Annotated in this window: 17 protein-coding genes; all 17 read left to right on the forward strand. The window is 48.2% G+C overall.

Annotation, left to right across the window (positions count from 1 at the left end; genetic code table 11):
* Positions 1 to 121 precede the first annotated feature (121 nt).
* Positions 122 to 1,663: an LPS-assembly protein LptD gene (locus tag T504_RS0107395; RefSeq protein WP_033170434.1), complete on the forward strand. Its 1,542-nt coding sequence runs from the start codon at positions 122 to 124 to the stop codon at positions 1,661 to 1,663.
* A 42-nt stretch (positions 1,664 to 1,705) separates the two neighbouring features.
* The gene (locus tag T504_RS0107400; RefSeq protein WP_033170435.1) at positions 1,706 to 2,695 is read left to right on the forward strand and encodes a bifunctional heptose 7-phosphate kinase/heptose 1-phosphate adenyltransferase; all 990 of its coding nucleotides are present in this window, start codon (positions 1,706 to 1,708) and stop codon (positions 2,693 to 2,695) included.
* A gap of 1 nt (position 2,696) precedes the next feature.
* Positions 2,697 to 3,167: a D-glycero-beta-D-manno-heptose 1-phosphate adenylyltransferase gene (gene rfaE2, locus T504_RS0107405; RefSeq protein WP_051635256.1), complete on the forward strand. Its 471-nt coding sequence runs from the start codon at positions 2,697 to 2,699 to the stop codon at positions 3,165 to 3,167.
* 7 nt (positions 3,168 to 3,174) lie between these two features.
* Positions 3,175 to 4,197 carry a glycosyltransferase family 9 protein gene (locus T504_RS0107410; protein WP_033170436.1) on the forward strand — a complete coding sequence of 341 codons (1,023 nt, stop codon included), beginning with the start codon at positions 3,175 to 3,177 and terminating at the stop codon, positions 4,195 to 4,197.
* A gap of 17 nt (positions 4,198 to 4,214) precedes the next feature.
* Entirely contained in the window at positions 4,215 to 6,245 is a 2,031-nt protein-coding gene (locus tag T504_RS0107415; protein WP_051635257.1) for an LTA synthase family protein, read from the forward strand.
* A 15-nt stretch (positions 6,246 to 6,260) separates the two neighbouring features.
* Positions 6,261 to 7,430, forward strand: a complete 1,170-nt coding sequence (locus T504_RS0107420) for a glycosyltransferase family 9 protein (protein ID WP_033170437.1) — start codon at positions 6,261 to 6,263, stop codon at positions 7,428 to 7,430.
* A 12-nt stretch (positions 7,431 to 7,442) separates the two neighbouring features.
* Positions 7,443 to 8,417 carry a D-glycero-beta-D-manno-heptose-7-phosphate kinase gene (gene rfaE1, locus T504_RS0107425; RefSeq protein ID WP_033170438.1) on the forward strand — a complete coding sequence of 325 codons (975 nt, stop codon included), beginning with the start codon at positions 7,443 to 7,445 and terminating at the stop codon, positions 8,415 to 8,417.
* Positions 8,418 to 8,435: 18 nt separating this feature from the next.
* Positions 8,436 to 9,425, forward strand: coding sequence for an ADP-glyceromanno-heptose 6-epimerase (rfaD, locus tag T504_RS0107430; RefSeq protein WP_033170439.1), 990 nt, complete (start codon positions 8,436 to 8,438; stop codon positions 9,423 to 9,425).
* Positions 9,406 to 9,942, forward strand: coding sequence for a D-glycero-alpha-D-manno-heptose-1,7-bisphosphate 7-phosphatase (locus T504_RS0107435; RefSeq protein WP_231473877.1), 537 nt, complete (start codon positions 9,406 to 9,408; stop codon positions 9,940 to 9,942). Before rfaD ends, T504_RS0107435 begins: the two co-directional genes overlap by 20 nt.
* A 48-nt stretch (positions 9,943 to 9,990) precedes the next feature.
* A complete protein-coding gene (locus tag T504_RS0107440) occupies positions 9,991 to 11,529 on the forward strand; it encodes an L-lactate permease (RefSeq protein ID WP_051635259.1) in 1,539 nt (512 codons plus the stop codon).
* A 122-nt stretch (positions 11,530 to 11,651) separates the two neighbouring features.
* Positions 11,652 to 13,154 carry an ATP-binding protein gene (locus tag T504_RS0107445; RefSeq protein ID WP_033170441.1) on the forward strand — a complete coding sequence of 501 codons (1,503 nt, stop codon included), beginning with the start codon at positions 11,652 to 11,654 and terminating at the stop codon, positions 13,152 to 13,154.
* Positions 13,155 to 13,334: 180 nt separating this feature from the next.
* A complete protein-coding gene (locus T504_RS0107450) occupies positions 13,335 to 14,096 on the forward strand; it encodes a glycosyltransferase family 2 protein (protein WP_197018691.1) in 762 nt (253 codons plus the stop codon).
* 13 nt (positions 14,097 to 14,109) lie between these two features.
* Positions 14,110 to 15,189 (forward strand): glycosyltransferase family 4 protein, encoded by a 1,080-nt coding sequence (locus T504_RS0107455; RefSeq protein ID WP_033170442.1) that lies wholly within the window; start codon positions 14,110 to 14,112, stop codon positions 15,187 to 15,189.
* 18 nt (positions 15,190 to 15,207) lie between these two features.
* Entirely contained in the window at positions 15,208 to 16,107 is a 900-nt protein-coding gene (locus T504_RS0107460) for a VirK/YbjX family protein (RefSeq protein WP_033170443.1), read from the forward strand.
* A 26-nt stretch (positions 16,108 to 16,133) separates the two neighbouring features.
* The gene (locus T504_RS0107465; protein WP_033170444.1) at positions 16,134 to 17,138 is read left to right on the forward strand and encodes a GHMP family kinase ATP-binding protein; all 1,005 of its coding nucleotides are present in this window, start codon (positions 16,134 to 16,136) and stop codon (positions 17,136 to 17,138) included.
* Positions 17,135 to 17,851, forward strand: coding sequence for a nucleotidyltransferase family protein (locus T504_RS0107470; RefSeq protein WP_033170445.1), 717 nt, complete (start codon positions 17,135 to 17,137; stop codon positions 17,849 to 17,851). The genes T504_RS0107465 and T504_RS0107470 overlap by 4 nt, the downstream gene beginning before the upstream one ends.
* 167 nt (positions 17,852 to 18,018) lie before the next feature.
* Complete coding sequence (locus tag T504_RS0107475) at positions 18,019 to 19,752, forward strand: phosphoethanolamine transferase (RefSeq protein ID WP_033170446.1); 1,734 nt, start codon at positions 18,019 to 18,021, stop codon at positions 19,750 to 19,752.
* Positions 19,753 to 19,794: the final 42 nt, after the last annotated feature.

Genomic DNA, 19,794 nt, shown 5'->3' on the forward strand with positions numbered 1-19,794 from the left:
CAGTTGACGACAACCGATAAGATTTTGTCTGTCGACAAAATCTCGGCAATGGCGTTATAATAGTAAAGTTAAAGCGATTTGTTGGTTTTAGCTAGAGATTATACAGAAGGAGCACCTTTTGATGAATAGAGAGAAGAAAATCCTGGCGGGACTTATGGCAGCTGCTGTGGTAATGCCGGCAGCTTCTGGCACCGTATCGGCGAAAACCTATCATGCGGATTCGGATACGGGGATCCAGGTTTTGGATTACATTGAAAACGAGCATCGGCAGGCGCGCAAAAACCGGCTGACCGATGAGCAGAAAAAACTGCTGGCCGATGCCAAAGACATGGAAAAGCATCTGCGTCATCCGCTGGATAAGACGAAACCGTCACCAGTGGCTTTTGAGGGGGATGACCTCACCTATGATGAACGCGATGGCAGCTTTATCGCCAAGGGCAAGGTCGACATCCTGCAGCTGGATGCCCATCGCTTTCAGGGCGAGAATGTCACGGGCAACGTAAAGACCCAGGACGTTGAGATTCCCGAGAAGGCCCATGTCCTGCAGATGACGCCGGGGCAGATGCGGATTACCCTCGATGGATATAAGGCACACTATAACTATGGCAAGAAGACCGGTACGATGGTGGATGTCAAGGGAAAGGCCGATGGGCATTTCATCACGGCTAAGCGCTTTGAGTTCTATCCGGATCATTTCGTGGCCTATGATGCCACGGAGACGGAGTGTAGTGCGAAGAAGCCGGATTATCATTTTGCGGCGAAGAAAATTACCATCTATCCGCAGCAGAAAATGATGATGGATAATGTCAAGCTCTATCTCAAAGGGACGCCGATTTTTTCGCGCAAGCACTATGAGAAGGATATCACCCCAGGCGCAGCGGGAAAAGAGAACTTCCTGCCGCGAATCGGCTACAACAACGATGATAAATTGTACCTCAAATGGGACTTGGAGTTCCCCTTACAGAAAAATCTGAGTGCCAATGCTAACGTATTGGTGACTTCCGCTGACGGCTGGCGCAGCAATTACGATTTGACCTTCAACAATGGGTATTTGCGCACTGGCGTAAGTTATGGCTATTTTGAGGACGATGACGACAAATGGCTCAAGAAAGAACCGTCGTATTTCCTGAATTACAGTGACCATCTGGCCGGCACGCATTTTACCTACAATGTCGGGGGCGAATATGGGCGCTGGTATGAAAATGGAATCCACAGCAATCATGGCGAGTACGGGGCAGGCCTTGGCTATGACCCGATTAAATTCCATCGCTATACGCTCTATCTCAATACGGGCTATTCCATTACCCGTGAGTCCTATGATAAATCAAGGGTATCGGGCATGAAGGGGGCAGCCGTACTGACGAAGGAATTCAATGATCGTTGGGCGGCTTATACGGGTTACCACTATGATAAGAAGAACTCCCAGAATACGCTCTTTAACTACGATACCGATGATTTCAGCAAGAAGCTGCAGAGCGGTTTCAGCTATCGTATCGATGACCGGAATCGTCTGGCCGTTGGCACGAAGTACGACCTTGACCATAGCAAATGGAAGAATGTCGACTATTACTGGTTCCACGACCTGCACTGCTCGGAAATCATCCTGCGGTACAAGTCCATGTCGAACCGCTGGAGTGTCCGTTGGCAGTTTACGCCGTGGTAATTCCCCAGACCGCGAAAATATTTCCGAAGAAGGTTTAATACGATGAAAAAAGAACTAGAACCTATCCTTGAGGAAATTCAAGGCAAGAATATCCTGGTTATTGGCGACATGGTTGCCGACATATATCTTGATGGGCGCATTTCCCGGATTTCCCGGGAAGCGCCGGTACTGGTGCTGCAGCAGGCTGGCGAGAAAATTGTCGCCGGCGGTGCGGCCAATGTCGTCAACAACGTGGCGACGCTGGGAGGCAACGTCTTTGCCGTGGGACTTCTGGGCCTCGATAATGCAGCCCGGGGACTCAAAGCGGCCTTAGAGCAGAACGGTGCCAATACCGAGGGCCTTTTCTGCGATGAGAAGCGTCCGACGATTTCTAAGACCCGGGTCATCGCTGGCGGCCGGGCGACGGTCAGCCAGCAGATTGTGCGTATTGACAAAGAAAGCGATGCCCCCATGGCACCGGCCTTTGAGGCGGAAATCATGCAGTACATCAAGAATCTGCTGCCGGATATCGACGGTGTCGTTATCAGCGACTATGGCTCTGGTACGGTAACTGCGAAGATACAGCAGCAGCTCATAAGCTTCTGCCGGACCCACGATATCCCGAGTATCGTGGATTCGCGCTATGATATCCATCGGTTCAAGGATATTGGCTATGTCAAGCAGAACGATGCTGAGATTGCGGCGGCTGTGGGCCGGGAACTGCCGACGGAAGAAGATATCTACGCGGCCGGACAGGAACTCCTCGAAGAGTTGGATGCCGATGGCGTTCTGGTCACCCGCGGGGAACTGGGCATGGTACTGCTGGAAAAAGACGGTGCTATCCACAACATCCCTGTGTCGGATAAGAGTGAAGTATTCGATGTATCCGGTGCCGGAGATACCTGCGTGGCAACGGTCATTCTGGCCCTGGCTGCTGGCGTGGAGCCGGCAAAGGCTGCCGAACTTTCCAATATCGCCAGCGGCATCGCCGTTCGCAAATTGGGAACGAGTACGGTTAGCAAGGATGAATTGAAAAAAGTATTGGAGAAATGATATGCTGATTTCGCGTGACGATATCGCCGCTTTTTGCGAAGTGCTTCGCAAAGGAGGCCAAAAGGTTGTCTTTACCAATGGCTGTTTTGATATTTTGCATGCGGGCCATGTTACGTACCTGGAAAAGGCCCGCTCCTTTGGCGATTGCCTTGTGCTGGGGCTCAATACGGATGCTTCGGTTCGCGCCAATAAGGGACCAACCCGTCCCATCAATAGCGAGCTGGACCGGGCCAAAGTCGTAGGGGCCCTTAAGGCCGTGGATTATGTGGTTCTGTTCGGTGAGCAGACTGCGGAAAAACTGATTGCCAAGGTTAAGCCTGACGTTTACGTCAAGGGGGGCGACTATACCCTCGACACTTTGCCGGAGGCCAAGATTGTCATGGGCTATGGCGGCAAAGTGGAATTCGTAAACATGGTGGAGGGCCGTTCGACGACGAATGTGATCCAGAAAATTAAGCAGGGAGAGGACTAAGGCCTCGATGAAAAATATACTTGTAGTAAAACTAAGCGCCATCGGCGATGTCATCCATGCCCTGCCGGTGGCCTATGCCATCAAGGAAACCTATCCGGATGCCCATCTGACCTGGGTGGTAGAGCCGCCGGCCTACGACCTGCTCACGATGAATCCCTATATCGATGAGATTATTCTCTTTGAGAAGAAGAAATTTAAATCCATCGGCGGTTTCCTTAAAAATTACGGGCCCCTGAAACGCAAGATTCAGCAGCGTCATTACGATGCGGTGCTGGACCTGCAGGGGCTGTTCAAATCCGCCGCAATTGCCCGCCTCGGGCAGGCGCCGGTGAAGCTTGGCATGTGCAACATGCGCGAGTTTAGCGATAAAATCTCCAAACCGGTCATCGGCCCTAATGCCAATGGTCATATCGTCGAGCGTTATCTCGATGTGGCCCGGGCCATCGGCTGCCGTGTGGATAAGGTGGTATTTCCCCTGGAGGTGCCAGAGCGCGAAGCGGAACTGACCCAGCGCATCTTCAGCCAGGCCGGTGCCAATATGGCAAATCCCTATGTGGTGTTTGCCATCGGCGCCAATTGGCCGAATAAACGCTGGCCCGTGGAATCCTTTGCTGGGCTTAGCGACTGGCTCTATGAACAGCGGCTGATTCCCGTAATCGTGGGCGGCGGTGTTGTCGATGAGCAACGGGCGGCTGAAATCTGTGCCAAGACGGAGATCCCACCCATCAATCTGGTTGGACGGACGAATTTCAAACAGCTGACCTACATCCTGCAGAATGCCCAGCTGGTGATAGGTGGCGATACGGGACCGGTCCATCTCTCGGCAGGTGTCGGTACCAAGACCATCATGCTTATGGGGCCGACCGACGCCAATCGCAACGGCCCCTATGGACAGCTGGCTAATGCCATCGAGGTTGACCGCACCTGCAAATACTGCTGGAAGCGGGCCTGCCCGAAAAAACTCGACTGCCTGGCCAATATCCAGGTGAATCAGGTTGAGGAGAAAATCAAGGAATTACTGACGATTTGACGGTAAGGAGATTATCGATGCGGATTAGTCGCTATGATACGAATGGAAATCGCCCGCAGGGGCGATTGGAAAAATATTTTCGCAACATCCAGCAGGATTTGAAGCTCTTCTTCTTCCTGCTGTTCTTGCTTTGCCTTTACCGTGTCGCGTTTATGGGATTGTTGGCCAATTTCATGGGAAGCGATGTGGGGACAGGAGACATCCTGCAGGCGAATTGGACAGGGCTGCGGCTGTCGCTCAAAAGTGCCGGCGGTTTCACTTTGCTTAGTTTTGTGCTGGTCACTTTGCCGGGGATTTTGAACCCGCGCTGGTCCTTGGAGAAAATCCGCCTTGGGATTGGTACGGCCGCTTCGTTTTTGCTGGCTGTGCTTTTTGAAGCGCGGTTTCCCTATTATGAAGAATTCCATATGACGTATGGACTGCAGGTCATGCAGGGTGTTCACGATGATCGCAGTGCTTTGTTTATGACGATGGTGCAGGAGTACGGGCTGCCCTGGCGGCTGGCGATAGCCATCGTCCTTACGGGTATCAGCTGGTATGTGCTCAGATCCCTTTTGACCCGTGTTGGCACAGCCGCTTTGCCTAGCCTTGCCCGCAGCCGGCAGATCTTGACGATGCTCATGCTGTTTCTGGTGACGGTGTCCTTTGCCTTTGTGGCCCGTTTCGGTGGCGGTGTCAGCTATGCGACGGGAATCAACTGGGAAAACGCTGGCGTGACGAAAGATGAATTTCTCAATGAATGCATTTTGGATGATGTGCAGGGAATGTATCGGGCCATCCAGTCCGAAAAACGGATGAAGGCCGGTGCCATCTACGGAGTGAACAAAGACCATGTTCGCGAAATGGCGGAACAGGAAGCTAAGCTTAATGGCAACACAGCGGCTTCGGGAGATGATATCCGAGCCTACCTTGTGCGCCAGGCTCCAGGTGCGAAAATTGCCAAGCCCAAGCATATCTTCATCATCCTGGGGGAAACTTGGGCTCAGTGGCCGATGCTGGAAAAATACGAGCAGCTTCATGCCGCCGATGGCATCAAGAGTCTTGCCAGCTCACCGCAGGGATATTACACGCAGTCGTTCATGCCCAATGGGGATTTTACCTCTATCGCCATCACGGGCATGATTACCGGCCTGTCAGAGGTCAATGTCCGGGCGAATTACCAGCCGCGAAGCTTCAAGGAAGTCTATCCGACGGCGATGGCGCCGCAGTTCAAAGAACTGGGTTATCAGGTCGATTTCTGGTATGGTGGTACGCCTTCCTGGGATAATATCCGGAAGCTGGCCTTGGCGCAAGGGTTCGACCATTTCTATGGGTATCCGGATTTCCAGGCGCCTAAGACGAATACTTGGGGAACAAATGACCGGAATCTGTTTGCGGCACTGGAAAAGAGCCTGGGGGATGAACCGCCGACGGTGCATCTCATCATGACGACGTCGAACCATCCGCCGTATAATGTCGATGTGGCAGCGGAAGGCTTTGATCTGGAGAAAGCGAAGGCCGTGGTGCAGGAAATCATCCCGGATGCCTCGGATCCGGATACGCTGGCTTTAGAAATCGGGCATTATTGGTACATGGACAAAGTGGTCACAGAATTTGTCCGCGAAACCATGGCGAAATACCCGGACAGCCTGTTTGTCATCACGGGTGACCATGCGGTCCGTACGAACCCTGGCCCCAAACCGACAATGTTCGAGTTCCAGAGCGTGCCGTTTGTTCTGTATGGGCAAGGCGTGACCAAAGACATTCTGCCGGCCAATGCAGTGGGTGGGCATACGGGGATTGCGCCGACGCTCATCAACCTCATTGCACCGAAGGGGTTCACCTATCATGCGATTGCCCCGGCTATCGGTGAGGCGCCAGTGGCGTTTAATCGTGGCTACTGGCTCAGCAATCAGGTAATGGGACAGGTAGAAAATGACCAGACGGAATCCCTGCCGGGAGTGGCTGGTGGCGATGCTGCCGCCGGACGCGCACAGCTGGATACCTACCTGCCGATGATGCGTACGCTATCCTGGTGGCTGCTCGAAAAAGGAACAACTATGAATTAAGTGGGAAGGAATCTCATGGAATACAAGAATATCCTGGTAATCAATTTGATGCATATCGGTGACTTGATGCTGGCAACTCCAGTCTTGCGTACCCTTCGGGCGAATTATCCCGATGCCCGCATCAGTTTGCTGGCCGACAAGAAGCTCCGCGACCTCGTGGAGCACAATAAGCATATCGATGAATGTCTGCTAATCGACAAAAAGGGCAAGGACGACCATTTCGGTTCTCTTTGGCAGTTTATCGCGGGCCTTCGCAAGAAAAAATTCGATTTGGTCATCAACCTGCATCGCAACGAACGGGCCTCGGCTATCGCAGCCTTCAGTGGTGCGAAACGCATCGTCGGGTACAGCAAACCGGGATTTTCTCTGCTGTTTGACGAGGTCATGCAGAATCCGTCGGTGGCGCATCACATCGGCCGCGGGCCGTTTCAGCTGCTGCCGCCATATCGGTATGTGCCGGGCTGGAAACATCAGGTACATGCTCATTTGGAGGTGCTGAAACAGGCAGTTGGCGTGGAGAAAATCGACGATGGCGGGCTGGAAATGTGGCTGCCGGAAGCAGCGGAAAAAGAAGCGGATGCTTTATGGGCTGAGCATTTTGCCTCCGAGGACAAGGTCATTGCCTTCAATATCGGCGCCAGCTGGCGGACGAAACGCTGGCAGGATAGTTATTTCGCGCAATGCGCCGATGAACTTATCGACCGTGGCTATCAAATCGCTTTCTTCGGCGGTCCGATGGATTGCCAGATTGTCGAAACGTGTATCGCGCAGATGGAAAATCGGGATAGCAGAGCACTTCATATTTTTACCGGTAAAGTAAGCCTTTCCGTACTCGCTGGCCTTTTGCGCCGCTGCTGTCTGTTCCTGACGACGGACAGCGGCCCTATGCATGTTGGCGTGGCCATGAACGTGCCCATCGTCACGATGTTTGGCGCAAGTCCAGTGCCAGGGTTTTATCCCTATGATGCGCGTTCCGTGCTCATAAAGGCACCGGTCGACTGCCATCCCTGCGGCATTCACGAATGTCCGCATCAGGGCGAGGAAAACCTCGCCTGCATGAAGCAGATAAAACCTGCCATCGTCATGAAGTATGTGGATGAACTGCTGGATAAATACCAGGGCCGACCGGCATATAAATTGCCGAGACACTATGGCGAGTATCAGTGCCGGATTGTGGAAGCATAAAAGAGGTGTAGTATGGACAAGCAGAAAATACATGATTTTGTCGCGACTGGCCTGCCGTCATGCCGGATCTTGGTCGTGGGCGATGTCATGCTGGATAAATATTTCTATGGCGAGGTCACGCGGATTTCGCCAGAAGCACCGGTGCCAATCACCCATGTGCTGTCGTCCAAGGAGACATTGGGCGGTGCCGCAAATGTGGCACATAACTTAGCGTTGTTGGGCTGTGCTACGGACATCACGGGTTTTGTTGGTGAGGATTATCATTGCCAAAGCCTGCTGGATAAATTTGACGAACGTGGAATCTCGCATAAAGGCCTCGTTCGTACGGGCCGGCCGACTACTACGAAGCTGCGCATCATTGGCGGTCATCAGCAGATGATGCGCCTGGACTTTGAAGAGGCAGAACCTGTGGTTGGCAGTGAGGCAGCTAAGCTGCATGACTATGTCCGCAGGGCATTGTCCGATGGAGTGGATGCTATCATCATCTCGGATTACGGTAAGGGATGCTGCACGCCGGAGACTTGCCAGCAGATCATTGCGGCCGCGCACGAACAGAATGTGCCGGTCGTTATCGATCCCAAGGGTAGCGACTGGAATAAATATGCTGGAGCAGATTATATTACGCCGAATCTCAAGGAAATCAATGAGATACTGCCCGAGCGCATCAAAAATGAAGATGCAGCCGTCGAAAAAGCCGCACATTATGCCATGGAAAAATACCAGTTGAAGAACATCATCGTAACGCGTTCGGAAAATGGTATGACGCTGGTGACCAATGAGAGCATCACGCATATTCCGACCAAGGCCCAGGAGGTCTACGATGTGTCTGGTGCAGGCGATACCGTTATCGCCGTATTCACAGCCGGGATTGCTGGCGGCATTTTGCCGGTGGAAAGTGCCCGGATGGCCAATCTGGCGGCCAGCGTAGTCGTGGCTAAACTCGGAACTTATGCCGTGAGCAAAGAGGAACTTTTGGAAGTATTGTAAGCTTAGGAGGAACCGAATATGATAATCGTAACCGGAGGTGCCGGTTTTATCGGCAGTAACATCGTCAAGGAGCTCAATCGCCGTGGACGCACGGATATCCTTATCGTCGACGACTTGAAAGATGGGCAGAACTACAAGAACTTGCGCGGACTGCAGTTCATCGACTATCAGCATAAAGATGATTTCATGCAGTCTATCGAAAACGATGATTTTGATGGTACCGATATCGATGCGGTGTTCCATGAAGGTGCCTGCTCCGATACCATGGAGTATGATGTCAACTTCATGATGCGGGTCAACTATGAGTATTCCAAATCCCTGCTGCATTTCTGCCTGCAGCACCGCATTCCGTTCCTTTATGCTTCTTCGGCTTCCACTTATGGCAGCGGCAAAAACGGATTCCGCGAGGGAGACGAGTGCGAAGATGCACTGAATCCGTATGCTTTCTCGAAGCTGGCTTTTGATCGCTACGTCCGTCAGGTCATGCCGGAGGCTAAGAGCCAGATCGTTGGGCTCAAGTATTTCAACGTCTACGGTCCTCAGGAACATCATAAAGGCAAGATGGCATCCATCTTCTATCAGCTCTACAATCAGATTAATGAATCGGGCACGGTTCGCTTGTTCAAAGGCTGGGGCGATATCAACGGCACTCCGGTCAAAGACGGGGAGCAGCGCCGTGATTTCGTCTATGTCAAAGATGTCGTAAACGTCAATCTCTGGTTCTGGGAGAATAAAGGGAAAAGCGGTATCTATAACTGTGGTACGGGCCATGCACATACCTATAACGAAGTGGCACAGGCCGTTATCGAAGCGATGGGCAAGGGCGAGATCGCTTATCGTGAATTCCCGGAAGTGCTCAAAGGCAAATACCAGAACTACACCGAGGCGGACCCGACGAATCTCTTGGCTGCCGGTTATGACGAAGGTTTCCATGAGATGAGCGATGCCGTAAAAGAATATGTGGAATTCCTCAATGCAGGAGGTTACTTTGTCTACGGCAAGAATTAATAACCTTCCCCTAGAGGGGAAGGTGCCTAAAGCGGTCTTTTTCGACCGCGATGGTACGCTCAACGTCGACATCCATTATCTGCATCGTCCAGAGGATTTCGTCTGGATCGAGGGAGCGAAAGAGGCCATAAAATACGTCAATGACAAGGGTTACCTGGCCATTCTCGTCACGAATCAGAGCGGTGTAGCCCGTGGATATTATCCAGAAGAAGATGTGAAGAACGTCTATGATTGGATGAACGCGGAACTTGCCAAGATTGGAGCGCATCTCGATGCGCTCTTTTACTGCCCGCATCACCCGCAGGGGAATATTCCCCTGTATACGAAAACCTGCAGCTGTCGGAAACCGGAAACGGGTATGGTGGACGAAGCCTGCCGGCAGTTCCAGATTGATCGGTCACAATCCTTTTTCGTCGGTGACAGCGATGGGGATATGGAGTGTGCGAAGCGAGCTAATCTCACGGGAATACGATATACCTCTGGCAGTCTGTTAGGTCGCCTAGAGGAATTCCTATAAGGTGTGTCGAATTAGCCGTCAAGAAAGAAGTAGAAGAGGTGGTTGTTCGTGACCTTATTATGTTTTGCTATCCTGCCAATCTTCTGGCTGATTATCGCGTTATCGGTATTCAAAATGGCAGCCTGGCGGGCTTGCGCCGTAGCGCTTTTGTTATCGCTGTTTGCCAGTGTCGTATATTTTAGAATGCCGCTTACCTATATGGCTAGTGCGGTGCTTGAGGGGACGGCCCTGGCCTGCTGGCCGATACTGCTCATCATAACGGCAACAATCTATACGTATCATCTGTCGGTGCATACTGGCGGTATGGAACATATAAAAGCGATGCTGACAGCGGTCAGCAGTGATTATCGGGTACTTATCCTGTTGATTGCCTTTGGCTTTGGCGGTTTTCTCGAAGGAATGGCTGGTTTTGGCACAGCGGTGGCTATTCCGGCCAGTATGTTGGCGGGGATGGGGATAAATCCGGTGAGTTCTGTGGCGGTCTGTCTCGTGGCGAATTTCGTGCCATCAGCTTATGGCTCAATCGGTATTCCTATCGTGACGCTTTCGAGTATTATGGGAACCGATGCCGGGCAGTTGGCCACCTATGTGGCACTGCAGATTGGCATTCTGGGGCTTATGTGTCCGTTCCTGATGGTGGCGATAGCTGGTGGTAGTTATAAAGCACTGCAGGGGATGTTGCCGACATGTCTGGCTGCAGGGATAAGTTACGTGGGAACGCAGTTGTTGGTATCGTATTTTCTCGGACCAGAGCTGGCTGGTGTAGCGGGTGCTGTCTGCACAATGGGCGCTATCATCGCAGCGGTAAGATTGTTTCCCCCGCAACAATTCGCTTATGTGCTGCAGCGTGAGGAGGCTCCAGTAGTAAGTCGACGGCAGTCTTTTTTCGCTTGGCTGCCATTTGGCTTGATTTTTGTTCTGCTCCTGTTGACGAGCAAATTAGTGCCGGCGATTTATGATTCGATTTCACAGATCCGTACTTCCGTGCTCATCTATCGCGGCGAGGGTGGTACCCCTTATACGTTTCACTGGATTGCTACACCGGGAATGGTGATTTTCTTTGCCACCTTCTTGAGTGGTTTTTTGCAGCGGACGCCGCTTCGTGAGATGATTCAGGTATTACGCAAAACCCTTTGGAGTCTGCGCTTTACCTTCATCACCATTGTCAGTATCATCGCAACGGCAAAGGTTATGGGGTACAGTGGGATGACTACTACGATTGCCGATCATACCGTAGCCGCTACTGGATTGATGTATCCCGCTATCGCGGCATTCATCGGTTCCGTGGGTGGATTTATCACAGGCTCAGCAACGAGCACTTGCATCCTTTTAGGCAAGCTGCAGATGGATGCAGCCCTAGCTATTGGCGCATCGCATAATACGCAAATCTGGATTGCGGCGGCCAATGCCACGGGTGCCTGTGCGGGTAAACTCATCGCCCCGCAGAGCATCGCCATCGGTGTCGCCGCCATCGGCGTCGCCGGCCGCGGCAGTGAAAGCCGGCTGCTGGCTTTGGGAATCAAGATCTACCTGCCATTTATCCTACTGTTGGGATGCTTGGTTTATATTGGACGAATATGGTTGTAAGGGAAATGCTCTATCGATGAAGGATAGGGCATTTTTTATTGACTTATAACTTATAAGCAGTTAAAATGTGAAGTGAAAGGTTATATGTTTGTGTTAATGGTTATAAGCTGGAGGTGAATGACATGCAGGCGGAAGAGTTAGTGGCATTAGTGGAAGAAATTCGTCAACAGCGTAGTGAGCGCCAAAATATCGAATTGAAAGAAGCAGGAAAAGGCTTTCCTCATCGCATCTATGATACATTGTCGTCGTTTTCAAACCAAGATATGGGCGGCGTGATTATCTTTGGCGTAGGGGATAAGCCGACTTATAATGTCGTTGGTGTATATGACTTAGAAGATGCTCAGAAGAAAATCATGGAAGCGTGTAACCAAATGGAACCGAAGGTGCGTCCTTTGCTCACGGTTGGGGTGGTTGACGGAAAGGTCCTTTTGGCAGCTGAGATTCCGGGGGTAGAATATGCACTTCGGCCTGTTTTTTATACAGGAGCAGGAAGGCTGTCCGGTTCTTTTATCCGTATTGGCGATGCAGATGAAAGAATGACAGAATATGAAATCTACAGCTTTGAAGCTTTTCGGCGGAATATGCATGAAGAATTACGCCCAGTAGAACGCTCCGTAATGAAATTGTTAAATCAACAGCGAATGGACGCCTATGTTGAACGGGTCAGACAGGAGCGGCCGAATCTCTTTCGCAATGTCGAGACGACTCAATTGCTGGAACTCATGGGGGTATGCGAAAATGGTGCCTATACGTTGGCAGGTGCATTGGTTTTTTCGCAATATCCGCAAGCCTACTATCCGCAGTTGTGTATTACCGCAGTATCACTGCCGGGCGTGCAGATGGGCGAGCTTGGTGACGAGGAAGAACGATTTATCGATAATCAGCGGATTGTGGGGGCTATTCCGGATATGATCGATGATGCGGTGGATTTCGTTCGTCGGAACAGTCGCGTTCGCACGATCATCACAGAGGATGGGCGTCGGCGTGACCGCTATGAATATCCATTGAAAGCCGTTCGTGAAGCCATTATCAATGCACTTATCCATCGGGACTACAGCCGATATACCGAGGGGGTGCCGGTTCGTATCGAAATGTATCGGGATCGTCTCGAAATACGCAGCAGTGGGGTGCCGTATGGAGGGATATCCACGAAGTCGCTGGGGCATGTCCGTCCGGAGACGCGCAATGCGGCGTTGGCGAATATGCTCGAAATCTTGCAGATTACAGAAAATCGTTATTCAGGAATCCCAACGATACAGCGAGAATTGGCTGAGGCCCATATGCCGCCGGCAGAGTTTGCCGTTAATCATGAGGATTTCATTGTGCGGTTCCGGAACAATATCTACAACCAGCCTTTGGCCGTAAAAGAAGCAGTGGGGGCTGCATATGGCGGGAGCCGGCGGAAAAAAAGTCCCGAAAAAATAAAGGCCGAAGAACAGTTGTTGGCATTCTGCCAGCAGCCGCGGAGCAGTCAGGAAATAGCAGACTTATATGGAACATCACGAGAAAACATCATGGCACGTTTTGTCACGCCGATGATTCATAAGGGGGTTCTGTTGCGCACAATGCCTGACAAGCCAAGAAGTCCACGGCAGCGCTATGTAAGTGCGAAGATTGTGCCATAATGGAGAAGGAAAACGAAAGCCACCTATAAAATCCGCGCGAAAGTGCGGATTTTTTTTTCTAGGTATAGTATAATTAGATGTTAGTGATAAAATGAAAGAGTTAAAACTTGTAGAGCCTGTAACAGGGGCTGGTAATGGAAGATATCGGTTTCGAAAAGAAATGTATGGAGAATAAGTGTGATGGTGAGACTTGCAGTTATCATTCTGACCAAAGATGAAGAGAATAACATTGAGGATTGTATCAAAAGCGCGTCGTTTGCCGATGAGATTGTCGTAATAGATTCTGGCAGCACCGATGCGACGCAGGCTAAAGCAGAAGCGTTAGGCGCTCGCTTTGTGGTTCATCCCATGGGAGAAGCTGGCTTTGCGGGGCAGCGCAATTTCGCGCTTACCCAGACCGAGGCAGAATGGGTGTTGTTTTTGGATGCAGACGAGCGGATCGTTCCGAGTGCTGTGGAAACGATTGGCCGCATTGTGTCAGAAAATATTCCTATGGCTTACCGGATGCAGCGGAAAAATGTGGTCATGGGAAAGATGATGCATCATGGTGGACACCGGCCTGATTATGTAGCACGGTTTTATCCGCGTACGGGGATAAAGTGGCATGGTCGCGTTCATGAGGGGATAGATACAGATTTGGCGATAAAGGATTTGCCAAACTGCATTTATCATTACACCTATACAACTTGGCAGCAATATTTTGCGAAAACCAATCATTATACTTCACTGTCCGCGCAGAGCATGTTTGCGCGACGTAAAAAAATCAGCAGCATAAGTGTGTTATCGCATGCTTTTTTTGCTTTCATAAAATCGTATATCTTGAAACAAGGATTCCGTGATGGCTATTTAGGGTTGGTTATGTCAATCTTGGCGGCTGTGGCAGCAATGATGAAATATCTGAAGCTGCAAAACCTATATCGGTTAGAAAACGAAAAGAATTGATGGAGGAAATATTTTGCGTTTGATACAGATTGCCCATGCACTTACGTTGCACGATGGCGCGAGTAAGTTTGTCCAAAAATTGGATGGAATGTTTCAAAAATTGGGGTATGATACGGAAATATTCGCGCATAAGCTGGATGAACGGATACAGAATGACCATATCCAGACAATGGACAAATTTGATGGGACGGCAGAGGATATCGTCATTTACCATATGACGACGGGGACGTCGTTCAATAAATGGGTGGCAAACTATCCGCATCGCATCGTCCTATACTATCACAACATTACGCCAGCCAAATTCTTTTTTGGCAATGCCTGGGGGTCATGGTTGAAATGTATCCAAGGAAGGCGACAGCTCAAGTCGATTGTGAAGAATACCTTCTATGCGTGGGGGGCTTCGGAATATTCCTGTGAAGAACTGCGTGCTTTGGGGATTCGTGAGGCAAAACCATTGGCGGCCATCGTTGAACCGGAAAAGTTCTTGGAACGCCCCGTGGTGCAGGCTATCTACGATAAATACCATGATGGAAGATTGAATCTTTTGATTGTGGGGCGTGGAGTCCCGCATAAGAAACAGGATGAAGCAATCGAGATTGTAAGATATTACAAGGAGCATATCGATGCCAAAGTCCGTTTGATTATTGTGGGGAATATGAAACCATCCTTTGCCAAGAAACTTCATCGGATGGTAGATCAATATAAGATGCAAAATGACGTCGTATTTGCGGGCAGTGTATCCAACGATGAACTTTGTACTTGGTATCGGGTAGCTGATGCGTTGTTATGCCTGAGTGAGCATGAGGGATTCTGTGTGCCATTAGTAGAGGCAATGGTATTTGATAAACCAGTCTTTGCCTATGCTGCGGCGGCGGTGCCGGAGACAGTAGGTAAGGCTGGAATTATTTTGCAAGACAAGACACCCTCGCAGGTTGCGCAGGTTATCCATGACACATTGGCATCACAGGATATATTGGCGCAATTGGTGGCTGGCAGGAAAGACCGATTGGAAACATTATCCTACGAAACGATTTTCCAACAGGTGAAACAAGATATTGCGCATGTTGTAGACTTATGGAAAAAGCGCGTGTAATTTTTGGAGGCAATGAGTGTGGAAAGTTTTATTTCCCTAGGAAAAAAGATTTATGATATGAGCAATCCGCGCGAGGTGCGTAGATGTGCCGTGTTTGTGGCGCGTTGCTGGCTGAACTACAGCCGGATGAAGAAGATTGATGCATTTTATCAGCAGAGTAAGTTGCGGCGGGATTTGGCTGAGATCTATCCGTTTGTATATGAGCAGCCGCAACGTGCTTTTTTCTATAATAAATCGAATTTTACAGAACGGATGCGTCTGCTTCAGGAACATTTTAGTTTTTTAGAACAGACGGTAAAATCCGAGGTATTACTGGATATATATCGTGAAAATGATCAGATATTATGGGAAAATGAACATGAGGGAGAACCACTGCGTCTGGTAATATACTATGAACCAGGACAGCGAAAGGAAGGTTTGTTGTCCGTTATTTTGCGACTGGGAGAAAAGCCCTTGTACCAAATGATATTCTGGATTCAGAAAAATCCCCAGGGAGAATGGGCGGCATATATTGGTGCCATGCAGGGGCCGAATATGGATAATGCTAAAGATGTAATCAAGAAAATCACGAAACAATGTCATGCGTATCGGACCAAGAACCTTATTTTGCATGCGACACAGGAAGTGGTGAGAGGATTAGGAATTAAACATCTTTATGCGGTAACGAACTATGGGTATTATGCGAATAATCATGTCCGCATGGATCGTAAGCTTAAGACTGATTTTAGTAAGTTTTGGCAGGAATCCGGCGGTACAGCTTGCGAAGATAAGCGTTTTTATGAATTGCCATTAGTAGAGTATCGAAAAACTATGGATGAGGTTCCTACGAGAAAACGTGCTGTTTATCGCCGCCGTTTTGCATTGTTAGATGAGATCGATCAGAGCATAGCTGAGACGATAAAGAAATTGTCACTTTAAGATATGATTCAAAGGAGTTGGAATTCTTGATTATTACGAGGACGCCGTTTCGCATGTCATTTTTTGGCGGAGGGACGGATTTAGCATCCTTTTATGAGGAATATGGTGGTTCCGTATTATCGACAACATTTGACAAGTATTGTTATGTGAATGTTCGTCATTTGCCACCGTTTTTTGATTATCGTACGCATTTAACGTACTCACAGAAAGAAACAGTAAATGCTGTCGATGAAATACAGCATCCGTTGATTCGTGAGGCAATGCGCTTTTTGGATATCCGGCAAATACGGTTGCTCTATGATGCGGATTTGCCAGCCCGTACTGGTTTGGGAACAAGTAGTTCGTTTGCTGTGGGAATGCTTAATGCGTTTTATGCGCTAAAGGGCAAGCAGGTGGATAAGAAACGTTTGGCAGATGAAGCAATTTATCTTGAACGTGAGATGTGCAAGGAAGCTGGTGGAATTCAGGATCAGATAGCCGCATCTTATGGTGGTTTGAATCGTATCGATATGGATCGCTACGGTTATACGGTAAAACCTATCGTGATTTCGAACCAGCGTAAACGCGAACTCAATGACCGACTGATGTTATTTTTCACTGGGTTCACACGTTTTTCAGCAGAAGTGCAGAAAAAGACAAGTCAGAGTATGCCCGAGAAAATCAAGCAGTTGCTACATATGAAGGATATGGTCAATGAAGCCGAGAAAATCCTTATTTCGCGTGGCAGCCTGGATGATTTTGGTCGTTTGCTGCATGAATCCTGGCAGTTGAAGAGAGGCCTTTCCGCAGGCATTTCGACAAATGCTATTGATGAGGTCTATCAAAAGGCGATGCAGGCTGGTGCATTGGGCGGTAAACTTCTTGGTGCAGGTGGTGGCGGCTTCCTGCTCTTTTTCGTTGAACCAGAGAAGCAGCCTCTTGTGCGTGCGGCCCTTAAGGGGTTGCTTCATGTTCCGTTCTTGTTTGAGAGCAGCGGGACATCTATTGTCCATTATACGGCTGAAGATTATGAACTGGAGGAAAACAAGTGAAGAAATCGTCAGGAGAGGCTATAGTATTAGCTGGTGGTTTTGGCACTCGTTTGCGCAAAGTGGTTTCGGATGTGCCAAAACCGATGGCACCAATGGATGACAAGGGGACGCCATTTTTAGCGTTAGTAATGCACAAGCTGGCAGAGCAGGGGATATCACGAGTAATATTGTCGGTTGGCTATATGGCTGAGGTCATACAAAAATATTTTGGTAATACTTTTGAGGGAATGACTATAGACTATGTGATTGAGGACAGTCCGCTGGGAACTGGTGGCGCAGTCAAAAAAGCACTTGGTATTTGTAATGAGGATAATGTTTTCGTTTTAAATGGCGATACTTTTTTAGATGTTTCTTTGGCAGAATTAAAACAATTGCATGAGCACACCAATGCTGATTTTACGTTGGTGGCACGGGAAATGTCAAATTTTGACCGCTACGGAGTTTTGGCTTTGGATGAGGCGAATCGTGTGCTTAACTTTGGTGAAAAAGAGTATTGTATGCATGGCTATATAAATGGTGGCGTATATTGTTTGCGGCGTGGTTTGATTGATGATATGAGAGAAGATGTTTTTTCTTTAGAAAAAGATTTTTTGGAAGCCAAGGTAGACCAGCTTCATATTCATGCGTATAAAACGAATAGCTATTTTATTGATATAGGGATTCCTGCTGATTATTCGCGAGCTAAGTTAGATTTTGTTAATGGGGAAATTTAATCGTTTTATTATATTACGCTTAGGTTGTATTACAGTTTTGGCATTATTATTGAAAGGGTGCAATAGTATTGAGATCTTTTTTTAGATCTAAAGAGTTGTTACATAGCGTATGGTTTGGGGGATTAGCTCTACTGGTATATTGTATAACAGCTAAAGGGTTTACCGATATGCATGTTATACGTAATGCGTTTGCCCAGCTGTCTTTTATACCAATTGCTTATTTTGTGCAAAAAGTAACGAAGCAAAGTATATTTTCAAGGCGATGGATTCCTGAATACATAATTTGGTCGGTTTGGACATTGCTTTTGCCATTGGCTATGTATATGGAATATAATATCGCGCAAGATTTTATTCGCTTTAAGGGAGAGGTGTTATTGGGTAATGCCTCGCTTTTAGGATTGATACTTCTGCGGGTTATTGCGTTTGATTGGTTAAAAAGCAAAGCGGCACATATCCTTTATGGCTTTTTTTATATAGCTGTTTGGTTAGTGCCACTAGGACAGTTTATATATCATGGGATATACGGTGAGTTCATTTCTACAGGGGCGATAATAGCTTTGCAGCAAACAGACCCTAAAGAGTCACTGGAGTGGCTTAAAGCGTATGTTGGGCTCCCAGGGCTGATGCTATTAGGATTGTTTTTTCTCCTGTTAGAAGTGGCGGTACCTATCTATGAGTGCCGTTTCTGCAGAATCAGTAGGGTAAATACATCCGTAAGTGTCAGCAAAAAAGGAATTGGACTACTGACGATAGTAGTTTGGTCAATAACCATATTTAAGTTGTTTCCTATGGTTAATGTGGTTGATCAATGGAATGAACAAAAGTTCCTGCAAAGGGAAGAAATGCGATTTAATGATAATTACGCAGAAAGATATGAAAATATCCAAATAAATTCTAGGGATAATTTGACTAAAGGCACCTTCATTATAGTGGTGGGAGAATCTGAATCACGTGACTACATGGACGTATATAATAGCAGTTGTGGTTATCCCAATACACCTTGGTTGTCTAAAATGAAGAATGACAAAAATATGGTACTGTTTAACAATGCATATTCTTGTTATAATCTTACCAAGATCGCTTTGGGGATGGGTTTTACAGAGGCTAGTCAATACAATGATACTAGTTTTACTGACTCTATGTCGTTAGTGGATATTGCTAAGAAAGCTGGTTATAAAACATATTGGTTCTCTAATCAGATTGGCGAGCAATTTAGTGAAGTTCCCATTCAAATGATAGCGGATCGCGCTGATGTGGTGAAGATTTCTACTAATAAATACGATGATGGTCTATTGCCATTGCTGGATGAGGTAAATCCTGAGGAGAAAAACCTTATTATTATACATATGGCAGGTAGTCATGCTAGTTATGATTGTCGGTTCCCTGCCGAAGAGAGAGTTTTTATGGATAAGGGCGTCAAGGCTGATTATGCCAATACGGTATACTTCACGGATAGATTTACTCAAAAAGTAACGGACTATGCAAAGGAAAAGCTGAATCTTCAAGCCGTATTATATTATTCTGATCATGGCGAAGATTATAAGCTGGGACATGGTACTGCAGCAAAAAAATGGAGTACGCTGCATATTCCTATGTGGATTTATATGACCGATGAGTATAAATCTAATTTCCCAAAAGAAGCTGCAAATTTATATGGGCACAGAGATGCATATTTTACCAATGATATGATTTTTAATACAGTATGTGGCTTGATGGGGATTCCGTCTAATCATTATGATTATCGTGAGGATTTGGCATCTAGTCAATATATGTTTACTAAAGACTCATTGTTTGCGTTTAATCGTCAGCTATCTATTGCAGATGATAATGGTGATGAGAATTTTGATTATATAAACAAAGATAAAATTATAATTAACTTAGTAAATAGACGTAAAAAGTAATTGTGGAAAATGGGTTATAAAAAGATTAAGGCTGGTGAATAA

It is taken from the genome of Selenomonas sp. ND2010, from assembly GCF_000702005.1.
Taxonomy (GTDB): domain Bacteria; phylum Bacillota; class Negativicutes; order Selenomonadales; family Selenomonadaceae; genus Selenomonas_A.